Origin of the sequence: Marichromatium sp. AB31 (assembly GCF_003718685.1) — a bacterium.
In the GTDB taxonomy this organism is placed as follows: Bacteria; Pseudomonadota; Gammaproteobacteria; order Chromatiales; family Chromatiaceae; genus Marichromatium; species Marichromatium gracile.
The window spans coordinates 23127-35223 of record NZ_RHFI01000031.1 but is presented as its reverse complement, the minus strand read 5'-3'; the positions used below and the strand labels follow the sequence as shown (position 1 = coordinate 35223).

General features: G+C 68.0%; 12 protein-coding genes. 5 read left to right on the top strand and 7 right to left on the bottom strand.

Annotated features, from left to right (window positions below):
• The coding region (locus EBL84_RS15495) for a thioredoxin domain-containing protein (RefSeq protein ID WP_148040317.1) at positions 1-541 on the bottom strand (541 nt) is incomplete at its 3' end.
• A 250-nt stretch (positions 542-791) separates the two neighbouring features.
• Here EBL84_RS15495 and EBL84_RS15490 point away from each other — a divergent pair.
• The 3 genes from EBL84_RS15490 to EBL84_RS15480 all read left to right on the top strand — a co-directional run bounded on the left by EBL84_RS15490 (position 792) and on the right by EBL84_RS15480 (position 3726).
• On the top strand, positions 792-1988 hold the full coding sequence (locus EBL84_RS15490; protein ID WP_123141640.1) for a class I SAM-dependent rRNA methyltransferase: 1197 nt from the start codon (positions 792-794) through the stop codon (positions 1986-1988).
• 227 nt (positions 1989-2215) lie between these two features.
• Positions 2216-2689 carry a L,D-transpeptidase family protein gene (locus EBL84_RS15485; protein WP_326491010.1) on the top strand — a complete coding sequence of 158 codons (474 nt, stop codon included), beginning with the start codon at positions 2216-2218 and terminating at the stop codon, positions 2687-2689.
• A gap of 8 nt (positions 2690-2697) precedes the next feature.
• Positions 2698-3726, top strand: a complete 1029-nt coding sequence (locus tag EBL84_RS15480) for a GGDEF domain-containing protein (RefSeq protein WP_123141638.1) — start codon at positions 2698-2700, stop codon at positions 3724-3726.
• Between the two features lie 48 nt (positions 3727-3774).
• Here the strand turns inward: EBL84_RS15480 and EBL84_RS15475 are convergent, their stop codons facing one another.
• On the bottom strand, positions 3775-5391 hold the full coding sequence (locus tag EBL84_RS15475; RefSeq protein ID WP_123141637.1) for a methyl-accepting chemotaxis protein: 1617 nt from the start codon (positions 5389-5391) through the stop codon (positions 3775-3777).
• Between the two features lie 523 nt (positions 5392-5914).
• Between EBL84_RS15475 and EBL84_RS15470 the strand changes: the two genes are divergently transcribed.
• Positions 5915-7432, top strand: a complete 1518-nt coding sequence (locus tag EBL84_RS15470) for a Ppx/GppA phosphatase family protein (RefSeq protein ID WP_123141636.1) — start codon at positions 5915-5917, stop codon at positions 7430-7432.
• 98 nt (positions 7433-7530) lie between these two features.
• On the top strand, positions 7531-7950 hold the full coding sequence (locus EBL84_RS15465; RefSeq protein ID WP_123141635.1) for an SCP2 sterol-binding domain-containing protein: 420 nt from the start codon (positions 7531-7533) through the stop codon (positions 7948-7950).
• Positions 7951-7986: 36 nt separating this feature from the next.
• Here EBL84_RS15465 and EBL84_RS15460 read toward each other — a convergent pair whose 3' ends face one another.
• The 5 genes from EBL84_RS15460 to EBL84_RS15440 all read right to left on the bottom strand — a co-directional run bounded on the left by EBL84_RS15460 (position 7987) and on the right by EBL84_RS15440 (position 11996).
• Positions 7987-8748 carry an SDR family NAD(P)-dependent oxidoreductase gene (locus EBL84_RS15460; protein ID WP_123141634.1) on the bottom strand — a complete coding sequence of 254 codons (762 nt, stop codon included), beginning with the start codon at positions 8746-8748 and terminating at the stop codon, positions 7987-7989.
• Complete coding sequence (locus EBL84_RS15455; RefSeq protein ID WP_123141633.1) at positions 8745-9446, bottom strand: SDR family NAD(P)-dependent oxidoreductase; 702 nt, start codon at positions 9444-9446, stop codon at positions 8745-8747. Before EBL84_RS15455 ends, EBL84_RS15460 begins: the two co-directional genes overlap by 4 nt.
• Positions 9443-9937 (bottom strand): 6-carboxytetrahydropterin synthase, encoded by a 495-nt coding sequence (locus EBL84_RS15450; protein WP_123141632.1) that lies wholly within the window; start codon positions 9935-9937, stop codon positions 9443-9445. The genes EBL84_RS15455 and EBL84_RS15450 overlap by 4 nt, the downstream gene beginning before the upstream one ends.
• A 115-nt stretch (positions 9938-10052) precedes the next feature.
• Entirely contained in the window at positions 10053-11111 is a 1059-nt protein-coding gene (locus EBL84_RS15445; RefSeq protein WP_123141631.1) for a calcium/sodium antiporter, read from the bottom strand.
• 126 nt (positions 11112-11237) lie between these two features.
• A complete protein-coding gene (locus EBL84_RS15440; protein ID WP_123141630.1) occupies positions 11238-11996 on the bottom strand; it encodes a class I SAM-dependent methyltransferase in 759 nt (252 codons plus the stop codon).
• Positions 11997-12097: the final 101 nt, after the last annotated feature.

Genomic DNA, 12097 nt, shown 5'->3' with positions numbered 1-12097 from the left:
CGGGTTCGAGCCCGGCGAACGCCTCGACCAGGTTCTCGCCCTGCTGGAGGATCTTGTCGCGCTGTTCGCGGTAGGCGCGCTCGGCCCCGACGAGCAGCTGGGTGAAGGCCGGCAGGCCGTGACGCGACGTCGGCGGGAAATAGGTGCCGGCGAAGAAGGGGCGCAGATCGTGCGGGGAGAGAAAGACGGTCAACGGCCAGCCACCGCCACGACCGTTGAGCAGCTGGTGGGCACGCTGATAGAGCCCGTCGAGGTCGGGGCGCTCCTCGCGATCGACCTTGATGTTGACGAAGGCGCGATTCATCAGGCGCGCGACCTCGGGGTCGGCGAAGGACTCGTGCGCCATCACGTGACACCAGTGACAGGCCGAGTAACCGATCGAGAGCAGGATCGGCTGGTCCTGCTCGCGTGCCTGTGCCAGCGCCTCGTCGCACCAGGGCCACCAGTCGACGGGGTTGTCGGCGTGTTGCTGGAGATAGGGGCTGGTGGCCCCATCGAGACGGTTGCGGCCGCCTGCGGCGGGGGGCGTGACGCTCGGCATGGACTCACCTCTGCTGGTCTGTCGCGATGATTGGACGAACGGGTCCGGGGTCTGTCCTCCAAGAGTGGGAGCACGAGCGCGACCTTTCCATGCCGGCTCGCGCGATCGGCGCTTCTGGTAGTCTTGATGGCCGACATGCGCCGACGGCGGCGTACCGGAGCGAGCGTCAGGGCCGTGCCCGCCCTGTCCCGAGACACGAACGCCGCACCGAACACGCAGACGATCACCAGACAACGGTAGAGCTCCAACGATGAACCCCCAACCCATCCTGCTGCGCAAGGACCAGGAGCGCCGGCTGCTCGCCGGGCATTGCTGGATCTACAGCAATGAGATCGACACCAAGGCGACCCCGCTCAAGCAGCTCGAGCCCGGTCAGGCAATCGAGATCCTCAGCAATCGCGAGCGCTGGCTCGGACACGGCTATGTCAATCCGCACTCGCTGATCTGTGCCCGGCTGGTCAGCCGCAGCCCGGAGCAGCACCTCACCCCGGCGCTATGGATCCAGCGCATCCGCGATGCCCTGGCGCTGCGCGAGCGGCTCTACGAGCGGCCCTACTATCGGCTGATCTTCGGCGAGAGCGACGGGCTGCCGGGGTTGATCGTCGATCGTTACGGCGACCTGCTCTGCGTGCAGATCACCACCGCCGGGATGGAACGGGTGCGCGGCGAGCTGCTCGCCGCGCTCGAGCAGGTGCTGCGCCCGCGTGCGATCGTGTTGCGCAACGACACCGCGGTGCGCGCGCTCGAAGGGCTCGATCAACAGGTCGAGATCGCGCTCGGCGAACCGGCCGACACCCTGGTGCTCGACGAGGGCGGACTGGCGTTCGAGGTCGCACCACTCTCCGGGCAGAAGACCGGCTGGTTCTTCGATCAGGCCGAGAACCGTCAGCGGCTCGGGCGCTACGGCGTCGGCGAGCGGGTGCTCGATGTCTGCAGCTATGTCGGCGCCTGGAGTCTGCGCGCGGCGCATCTCGGCGCGCGCCGGGTCACCACCGTCGACGCCTCGGCCAGCGCCCTCGAACGGGTCGCGGCCAATGCCGCGCGCAACGGCCTGAGCGATCGTATCGAGCCGCTGCAGGGCGATGCCTTCGAGGTGTTGCGCGAGCTGCGCGATCAGGGCGCGCGCTTCGACACCGTGATCCTCGACCCACCAGCCTTCATCAAGCGTCGCAAGGACGAGAAGGACGGCACCCAGGCCTACCAGCGCCTCAACCGTCTGGGCCTCGACCTGCTCGAACCGGGCGGCCTGCTGGTCACCGCATCGTGTTCCTTCCACATGGGCCGTGACAGTTTCCAGCGTACCGTGCAGCAGGCCGCGCGCAAGAGCGCGCGCAGCCTGCAGCTGCTCGAGGTCGGTCAGCAGGGACCGGATCACCCGGTGCACCCGGCGATCCCTGAGACGGCCTATCTCAAGACCCTCTTCATGCGCGCCCTGCCCCACTTCTGAGCAGACCCGGCGACACCGCGCACGAATGTGCGCGGTGTCGAAAAGCACTGTGCATGCAGCGGCGCCGTGCTTAGAATTCCACCCTCGCACCCTCACCTAGCCGAAATCGACCTCTCCACCAGGACCCTGCGATGCCACGCGATGCCTCGTGTCTCTCGTCCAACCCGCCCGGCCCCCAGCGGCGCGCACCCGCAGCACACCAATCGTGGCTAATCCTGTTGTTCATCGTGCTCCTCGCCGGCTGTGCCGGGACCCCCGGGCCGATGCCGGACCAGGCCGATCGCGTGGTGGTGCGCAAGTCCGAGCGCAGCCTCGAGCTGTGGCACGGCGAGACCCTGCTGCGCAGCTACCGGGTGGCGCTCGGCGATGCGCCCGTGGGGCACAAGTTCCGCGCCGGCGACGAGCGCACCCCGATCGGCGACTATGTGCTCGACTGGCGCAACCCGCGCAGCAACTTCTACAAGTCGATCCATATCTCCTACCCCAACGAACGCGACCGCGCCACCGCGCGGCTGCTCGGCCATGACCCCGGGGGGATGATCATGATCCACGGCCAGCCCAACCACATCCGCTCCGAGCAGGTGCGCCGCGAATACGCCACGCGCGACTGGACCGACGGTTGCATCGCGGTCCAGGACGACGAGATGGACGAGATCTGGCGCATGGTGCGCAACGGCACGCCGATCCGCATCCTGCCGTGAGTCGAGACATGCTGGAATTCAACGAGGACCTGGAGACCTCGGCCGACTATCTGCGCAAGGCCATCCCCTTGATGGTCCAGCGCGGCATCCCGCCCACGCCCTACAACTATGCGCTGTGGTATGCCCACGTCCAGGGGCTCAACCCCGAACTCAGCCGCGAGCTGCTCGCCGAGTTCCCGGTCTCCGGCAGCTACAGCGCGAAGAAGAGCGAATCGCTGTTCTTCAAGTACTTCATCAAGAACTATCTGCCCAACAACCCCAAGGCGCAGAACCTGCTCGTCAGTCTGGTCGCCCAGCTCGCCCGCGCGGTGGCCCGCAACCTCGCCGGCTCGCAGCAATACGGCGACTCGCTGCGCGAGGCGCGCCAGATCCTCGACCAGGCATCGGACCCGATGCTGATCCAGGAGACGCTCTCGCAACTGCTCGCCGACACCCGTGCGGTCGAGGGCATGCACCAGGAGTTCCAGGGCGAGCTGCAATCGGCCCGCGACGAGGTCGAGCTGCTCAAGCAGGAGCTCGCCCGCACCCAGCAGCGCGCCCTGGTCGACGCGCTGACCAACATCCCCAACCGCCGCGCCTTCGACCACGCCCTGTTGCGCGCGCTCCAGGACCCGGAGCAGCCGACCTGCCTGCTGCTGCTCGATCTCGATCACTTCAAGCAGTGCAACGACACCTTCGGTCATCTGATGGGCGACCGGGTGTTGCAGATCACCGGTCAGCTGCTCGCCGATCTGCGCGACGAGCAGGTGTTCGTCGCCCGCTACGGTGGCGAGGAGTTCGCGATCATCGTCGAGGGGAGGCTGGAACGGGCCGTGGCGCTGGCCGAGCAGGTGCGCAAGCAGGTCTCGGCGATCCGTTTCCGCCAGAAACCGCCGGCCTCCGGGGTGGGCACGGTGACCACCTCGATCGGCGTGGTCGAGGCGCGTGCGCACGAACGCCCCGAGGAGCTGATCGAGCGCGTCGACCGGGCGCTCTATCGCGCCAAGTCGGCGGGTCGTGATCGGGTGGAGGTGGGAGAGACGCCCGCTGCCGATTGACCGCCCCGCCACGCCGGGCGGCGTGACGGGACAAGGCCTCGAACGGACTCAGATGCGGAAACGGCCGACCAGGGCCTCGAGTTCGGCGGCGAGCTTGGCCAGCCGGTCCGAGGCGTCGGTGGTCTGCTTGGCGCCCTCGGCGTTGCGGTCGGAGACGTCGGAGATGGAGGTGACGTTGCGATTGATCTCCTCGGCCACCGCGCTCTGCTCCTCGGCCGCGCTCGCCACCTGACTGTTGACGTCATTGATGGTGGCCACCGCCTGGGTGATGGCGTTGAGCGCGGCCTCGGCCTCGGCGGCGCTCTCGCGACTGACCTGGGCATGATCGCGACTCTCGTCCATCACGCTCACCGCGCGACGGCTCGCCTGCTGCAACCGCTCGATCATCGCCTGGATCTCCTGGGTGGAGTTCTGGGTGCGATTGGCGAGGTTGCGCACCTCGTCGGCGACCACCGCGAAGCCGCGTCCGGCCTCGCCGGCGCGCGCCGCCTCGATCGCCGCGTTGAGCGCGAGCAGGTTGGTCTGCTCGGCGACCCCACGAATCACATCGAGCACCTTGCCGATCTCGTCGCTGTCGGCGCCGAGGTCGCGGATCACCGTCGAGGCGTCCTGGATCTCCTCGGCGAGCTGCTCGATGCGTTTCATCGTGCCGGAGACCACCTCGGTACCCGCCTGCGCCGCCTCGTTGGCCTCGCGCGTGGCCTCGGCGCCCTGCTGGGCGTTGCGCGCCATGTCCTGCGCGGTGGCGCTCATCTCGTTCATCGCGGTGGCCATCTGATCGACCTCGGAGCGCTGCCGGCGACAGCCCGAGTCGGTGATGTCGGTGATCGACTCGAGGTCGCGCGCGGCCTGGGTCAACTGCGTGGTGGAGGCGAGCACCCGACCGATGAGATCGCGGAAGTTGTCCATCATCGCGTTGAAGGCGCTGGAGGCCTGACCGATCTCGTCGCTGCCCTTCACCGGCAGGCGATGGGTGAGATCGCCATCGCCGTCGGCGATACCGCGCAGCCCCATGGTCATCTGGCGCATCGGTCGGGTGACGAAGCGCGAGGTGAAGATATAGAGCAGCAGCAGCACCGGCAGGCTGAGCAGGGTGGCGACGGTGAAGATGCTGATACCGAACCGCTCGACACTGGCGTTGACGTCGTCGAGACTGATCTCCATGCTCACCGCGCCGAGCACCGAGTCGACCGGCGGCAGCGAATGACACATGGTGCAGTTCTTGCCGAGATAGTCCTTGCGCACGAACACCGGCGCCACCGAGCGCAGCACGCTGCCGTCCTCCGACAACTCCATGTAGGGTTCGCCGGTCGCGATGACCTCACGCTCGATCTCATCGCGCGGATGCTCGTCCTCGGTACCCGGACCATACTGGTCGGCGACCCCGGGGCCTCGCAGCACCCGCAGATCGTTGAGGTTGCGCAGCTCGACGATCTGATCGAGGAATTCTGCCCGCTGGGAGATGGTACCGGTGATCATCAGGGTGGTGAGCCCGGCCATGGTCATCTCGTGAAGGGTGTCGGCGAAGGCCGCTGCCTGATCGATGGCGGTCTGGCGCTGCTCGTTGGCGGCCCAGAAGATCATGCCGGTCCAGGCCGGCACCAGGATCAGCCACATGGCGGCCATCAGGCGCACCCAGATCGGCAGGTCATTGATACGTCGCATGTCGGATACCTGTGAGTCCTCGTCAATGGCGGTCGAAATCGGCCACTCTGGAGCGCGTTTGATTTGTTGATGATTGATCGCGACAGGACGGATTCCCCGACAGAATGCACCCACAGGCCACCCATTCCGAACGCCCGGGGCGTCGAGTCTCTCGCCCGCGATCAAGGCCGGTTTCTGCTCCCGGACATCCCCCGTCCAGTCGAACCGCTTGAATCCCAAGCCAGGGCCCCTACTTCGTCGGCAGGCCCCGCCAAGCTCGAACGCATTCTATTCCCTCGCGCGACACGCGCAATCCAGCAACCCGTGACTCTGCACCTAAGCCATACCACACGCAAGGACATGCCACACCGAGTTTGACAGCGGTCAAACAAGCCCTGCAATCCGAATTTTTCTTTCAAAACTGTGAGATGACTCACCACCCCCACACCGTGCCGATCGCACCACCGGGCGATGCCGAGATGACGGCCCAACGGTTGCTTCTGCTACCATTTCGCGCCTCGACTCTCTCCGCCGGATCCAGCCGATGCCCGCAAACGCCCCGCAACCCGCCAACCCCGAGCCCCAGGTAGTCGCCGCCGTCGACCTCGGCTCCAACAGCTTCCACATGATCGTCGCTCAGGTCGACGACGGTCACATGCGCATCACCGATCGGCTCAAGGAGATGGTCCGGCTCGGTGCCGGGCTGCGTCCGGACAAGAGCCTCGACCCCGAGGTCGAGGCCCGCGCCATCGCCTGTCTGGAGCGCTTCGGCCAGCGTTTGCGCAGCCTGCCGCCGGGCACGGTACGGGCCGTCGGCACCAACACCCTGCGTCAGATCACCCCGGAGTGCGGCTTCGTCGAGCGTGCCGAGGCCGCGCTCGGCCATCCGGTCGATGTCATCGCCGGGCGCGAGGAGGCACGCCTGATCTATCTCGGCGTGGCACACGGCCTGGCCGCCGGGGCCGAGCGCCGGCTGGTGGTCGATATCGGCGGCGGCAGCACCGAGATCATCATCGGCATGGGCTTCTCGCCACGGCTGCGCGAGAGCCTGCACATGGGCTGCGTGAGCATGTCGCAGCGCTATTTCGAGGACGGGCGGATCACGGCCCGGGCGATGGAGAAGGCGACGCTCGCCGGCGCGCTCGAGGTCCGCCCGGTGCGCGAGCTCTTCCGCCAGAGCCGCTGGCAGACCGCCGTGGGCACCTCCGGGACCATCCGCGCGATCGCCGCCGTGGTGCGCGCCGAGGGCTGGTGCGACGACGGCATCTCGGCGGCCGCGCTGAGCCGGTTGCGCGAGGCCCTGGTCGCACGCGGGCGGGTCGCGGCGCTCGACTTCAAGGGGCTCTCGGAGGAGCGCCGCCCGGTGTTCGCCGGCGGCGTGGCGGTGCTGTGCGCGATCTTCGAGACCCTCGGCATCGAGCACCTGCAGGTCTGCGACTACGCCCTGCGCGAGGGGCTGATCTACGAGATGGCCGGGCGCGACCAGCACGAGGACGTGCGCGAGCGCACCGTCGCCACCCTCTCGCGTCAGTTCCAGATCGACCAGACCCACGCCCAACAGGTGCGCGCCAGCGCACTCGACCTGCTACGCCAGCTCGCCGCGCCCTGGTCGCTGCAGGACCCAACCCACCAGCTGATGCTCGGCTGGGCAGCGCGGCTGCACGAGATCGGGCTGCTGGTCGCCCACAGCCAATACCAGAAGCACGGCGCCTATCTGCTGCGCAACGCCGACCTGCCCGGCTTCACCCGGCGCGAGCAGGCCGTGCTCGCCGCCCTGGTACTCGGGCACCGGCGCAAGTTCCCCACCCAGGAGATCCAGTCACTGCCCGAATCACTGCGCGAGAGTACCGAGTGGCTCTGTCTGATCCTCCGCCTGGCGGTGCTGATGCGCCGCGCCCGCTCCGGCGAGCGCAAGCCCTGCCCCGAGATCGAGGCCGGCGAGCGCGCGCTCGTGCTGCGCTTCCCCGACGGCTGGCTCGAGGCGCATCCGCTCAACCGGCTGGAGCTCGAGCAAGAGGCCGAACGGCTGGCGAGCGCCGGGTTCTCGCTGCGTTTCGAGTAATCCCGTCGCCGTTCCAACGACGGCCCATCCCGTGATCGGGTTCCTGATAGAATCGGCCGGCACCCATTTGCAGTAATCCACAGGAGGATATGGAACCAATGGCCGCTCTCTTTTCCGATGATTGGATGAAGCAGTTCAAAGACGCCTGGAACGCCGAGCCCGAGGTGCGTGATCGCCTCGCCGAGATCGACTTCAACTCCGTGGTCTATTGCGGCTTCAAGAACGAGGAGACCCCGCGCGGTCTGTTCGTGGTCGAGAAGGGCGAGTGCGTGCACGCCGGCGCCTGGAGCGAGAGCGAACCGGCGGCGAACTGGGACATGCGCGCCGACCTCAAGGACTGGCTGAAGTGGATCGAGAACGGCGTCGGCATGATGGGCCTGGGTAGCGCCTTCGCCACCGGCAAGCTCAAGTTCCTGGTCGGGGACTACAAGGCGATGCTCAAGGATCCGCGCATGGCCAACCCCTTCATCAAGTGCTTCGGCCTGATGCACCAGGTCGACACCGACGAGCTGAAGTAATTCAGTCCGGCGGGCGCGCACCCGCGCCCGCCACCCTCATCCGAGGGTATAGCCGGCGTCGACCTTGAGGGTCGCGCCGGTGATCAGGCGCGCCCGCGCCGAGGCGAGGAACTCCACCGCGTCGGCCACGTCCTCGGGCCGCACCACCTCGGCGCCGAGCACATGACGCCGTGCCACCGTCTCGGCCATCAGCGCGCGCGCCTCGCCCCACATCTCCGAATCGACCACCCCCGGGGCCACGCCGTTGACGCGGATGCCACGCTCGCCGAGGGCGAGCGCAAGGCGTTGGGTGAGCATGTCGAGTCCGGCCTTGCTGACCGAGTAGCTGGTCGAGGTGCAGCTGGCGAAGGGGTGCCCGGCGCAGGCCGAGGAGAGGTTGATGACCACCGGAGCAGCGCTGTGCTCGAGCAAGGCCGCGACACACTGGGTCAGCGCAAAGGGGGCGACCAGATTGATCTCAAGGGTCGCGCGCCATTGGTCGAGATCGGCCTCCAGGGTGCCGGAGTCGAGGATCACCCCGGCGTTGTTGACCAGCACGTCGAGACATCCGTCACGCGTCCTGATCTCCTCGACCAGCCGCGAGCGAAAGGCCGCGTCGGTCGCGTCCCCGGCCAGCGCCAGCAAGCGCTCGCCAACGACCGCCTCGGGGTGCGCCGCGCGCAGCCGCGCCAGGCGCTCGGGGTCGCGACCGAAGGTGTAGACCCGCGCGCCGAGTTCGAGAAAGCGTCCGACCAGCGCCGCGCCGATCCCCGAGGTGCCGCCGCTGACACAGACCACCCGTGGCGTCGTCGCGCTCATCGCTCGCGCTGTCCGAGGTTGGCGTGGATCAGTGCACCGTTGAGCACCGGCGCGCCGGCGGCGAAGGCCACGGTCTCGGCGATCTCCTCGGGCTCGATCAACCGGTCGAAGGCACTCAGACCGGTGATGGCCGCCAGGGTCTCGTCATTGCCGTCGATCACCCCGCGCAACTGCTCGGTATCGGTGAAACCGGGACAGATCATGCAGGTATGGACGCCACGCCCGGCCAGGTCCTGACAGGTTGCGCGCATCATCCCGGCGAGCGCGTGCTTGGCAATGACATAGCTCGCCACCCCGGGCACCGCCTTCTCGGCCAGGGTCGAGCCGATATAGATCACGCTCGAACCGGCACCCATCCGCCCCAGCAACAGCCGGTTGAGGGTGGCGGCGGCCACCAGGTTGAGTTCGAGTACCGCGCGCAGATGCTCCGCCTCGAGCGCATCGGCGCGATCGGCGTGCATCACCGAGGCATTGTGCACCAGACACACCCGCTCGGCACCGGCGAGCGCCTCCTGCAGCGCCCCGGCACACTGCTCCAGCGCGCCGGGAGCGGCCAGATCGCAGGCGAGGTTGTCGACGCCCGCATCCGGGCAGGGACGACGCGAGAGATTGAGTACGCTCCAGCCGTCGACCAGGAAACGCGTGGCGATGGCGCGCCCGATCCCCGAGCTGGCACCGGTGACGATCAATCGATTCATTCTGACTCCCAGGTTGAATAGGCCCACTGCCCGAGCCCCGACGAGACCCCCAGCTCGATACCGCGCACGTCGGCGCCGATCAGCTCGGGGCGATCGCGCAGCCGCGCCAGCAACAGCTCGGCGAGTTCCTCGATGGTCACGTTACGCAACGGCAACAGCAGCACGTCGCGTTCGAGAAAGGGGATGCGCTCGCGATCGAAGCACGCGAACACCATGCCCTCGCCGCGCTCGATGCGCAGGTGCGGCGAGAGTTCGGGCAACAGCATGCGTTCGTCAAGCGCGTCGCACAGCTCGCGCAGCACGCGCTTGAGCACCACGTAGTCGAAGGTCATGCCATCGGCGCCGATCCCGGCGGTCACGGCGCAGCGGACCCGAAAGTTGTGTCCATGAAGGTTTTCACGCGCAACGGACGAGAAGATGGTGAAGTGTCCGGCGCTGAAATTCAGATATTCCTTGCTGATCTCGATACGGGTCAGGGGATGCTTTGCCACTGCTTGGGGTCTCCGGCTGGTTGGCGTCGCGCGCCGTCCTCGGGTTGTTGGGTCCATGGCTCCATGTGGGGGCGTCGGCACGGAACACACCCACGCCGCGCCGGCACGCGGATCCTCAACGACCCGCGCCGCGCCGCCACACCATGCCCGACCACAGCAACAACGGCAACGACAGGGACAGCACCACCAACTCGAAGACGGGCAGCAGCGACGCCCCGGTGGCGCGTAGCGTCACATGGGCGAGATAGAGCGCGAAGGCGCCGACAAACAGCGCGCCGATCCGCCGCCCGAGCGCCATCCCACCGCGAAACAGCGGCAGGCAGAGCAGTACGACGGCGATCATGATCGGCAGATCGACCAACAGGGTCTGGCGCGAGATGGCGATGGTCTCCGGCGCGGCCAGGGCGCCGAGCCCGAGCACCGCGAGGATGTTGAACAGATTGCTGCCCAGCACGTTGCCCACGGCGAGATCGCGATGACCGCGCAGACAGGCGATCACCGAGGTCGCCACCTCCGGCAGCGAGGTGCCGATGGCGACCACCGTCAACCCGATTACCAGCTCGTCGACACCCAGTACCCGGGCGATGTCGACCGCCCCCATCACCAGCAGGCGGGCCCCGATGGCCAGCAGCAGCAGCCCCAGGACGAGCAGTGCGAGCTGACCGAGCAGCGCCCAGGGCGAATGTGGCGCCGTCGTCTCATCGGCCACGGCGCCCTCGCCGCGCCCCTGGCGGATCGACCACACCAGATAGACCAGCAGCGCGGCGAACAGCAACCCGCCGTCGACCCGCCCCACCCCACCGTCGAGCGCGAGCAGCCAGAGCGCGACCGAGGCGGCCAGCACCAGCGGCAGGTCGATCCGCACCGCGCGACGATGCACCACCAGCGGCGCGGTCAGGGCCGCCGCACCCAGCACCAGCAGGACGTTGGCGATGTTGCTGCCGACGACGTTGCCGACGGCCAGATCCGCCGCGCCCGCCCAGGCCGACTGCAGCGTCACCGCCAGCTCGGGGGCGCTGGTGGCGAAGGAGACCACGGTCAGCCCCACCACCAGCGGGCTGATCCGCATCGCCTTAGCGAGCGCCGAGGCGGCGCGCACCAGCAACTCACCGCCGCCGAGCAGGATGATGAACCCGGCCAGGATCAGTAGGGCCGAGAGGATCGACTCGTGCATGAAGGCTCCCTCCTCGGAAAGGGGACAGATTCAGTTCCGCTGAGATCAGGCACATCACCCTAACCGATCGACACCACCGGAGGCCATGCAGCCACCCGCCGTTGCATCCGACCCCATTCGTCTCGCCTAAAGCCTCCTGGCGACATAGAAGCCGTAGCTGTAGAAGGCTCCGTATTGCGCATAGAGCGCCATCTCCGCCTCCTCGGCGGCCACGATCGCGCGTGCCCGCTCATCCCCGGCATGGCGCGCCAGGAAGGCCGCGAAACGATCCCGCAGCGGTCGATAGTAATGCGCCTCCCAGCACGACTCCGGCAGCACCAGATAGCCGATCGGGGCATAGCCGTGACGCTCCAGTACGGCGAGCTTGGCCGCGGCGGTGTCGATCTCGGGGTAGTCGGCGACCCAGTGCGCCTGAACCTCGGGCGGACGCGAGGCCGTCGTCCAGGTGATCTCGGAGACGGCGAGGACACCACCGGGGCGGAGATAGCGCCGCCACTGCTCGACGCCGCGCTCGAACCCCAGGTTGTAGATCGCGCCCTCGGACCAGAGGAGGTCGAACTGCGCATCGGCGAACGGCAGATCATCCATCGAGCGGCACAGCGGTCGCACCCGCTCGGCCACCCCGGCGCGCGCCAGCCGCGCCCCGAGCCCCTCGATGAACGCCGGGAGGAGGTCCACGGCGGTGATCTCGGCGGCCGGCAGCAGGCGCGCGAGCGCCAGGGTCGAGGCGCCGGTGCCGCTGCCGATGTCGGCGACACGCAGAGGCGCGGCACGGTCGATTCGCGCCAGATCGAGCGCACGCGCGGTCTCCGCATCGCTCCCCGGCCCCTGGCGCGCGGCATCCCGGTGCAGGTCGATCAGGAGTCGCAGGTCAGCGTCATCCATCGTCGATGGTCTCCTCGGTCAAGGAAAAGGCGGCGGAACAACGGCGCTCGACATCGCGACAGTACGTCATGACGGCCAGGCCGACGCACGCGTGTCACGCA

Coding starts and splice junctions, on each gene's coding strand:
- EBL84_RS15475 (WP_123141637.1), bottom strand. CDS start 5,391: ATGCGACGTATCAATGACCTGCCGATCTGGGTGCGCCTGATGGCCGCC.
- EBL84_RS15445 (WP_123141631.1), bottom strand. CDS start 11,111: ATGCACGAGTCGATCCTCTCGGCCCTACTGATCCTGGCCGGGTTCATC.
- EBL84_RS15460 (WP_123141634.1), bottom strand. CDS start 8,748: ATGAGCGCGACGACGCCACGGGTGGTCTGTGTCAGCGGCGGCACCTCG.
- EBL84_RS15440 (WP_123141630.1), bottom strand. CDS start 11,996: ATGGATGACGCTGACCTGCGACTCCTGATCGACCTGCACCGGGATGCC.
- EBL84_RS15470 (WP_123141636.1), top strand. CDS start 5,915: ATGCCCGCAAACGCCCCGCAACCCGCCAACCCCGAGCCCCAGGTAGTC.
- EBL84_RS15480 (WP_123141638.1), top strand. CDS start 2,698: ATGCTGGAATTCAACGAGGACCTGGAGACCTCGGCCGACTATCTGCGC.
- EBL84_RS15455 (WP_123141633.1), bottom strand. CDS start 9,446: ATGAATCGATTGATCGTCACCGGTGCCAGCTCGGGGATCGGGCGCGCC.
- EBL84_RS15490 (WP_123141640.1), top strand. CDS start 792: ATGAACCCCCAACCCATCCTGCTGCGCAAGGACCAGGAGCGCCGGCTG.
- EBL84_RS15465 (WP_123141635.1), top strand. CDS start 7,531: ATGGCCGCTCTCTTTTCCGATGATTGGATGAAGCAGTTCAAAGACGCC.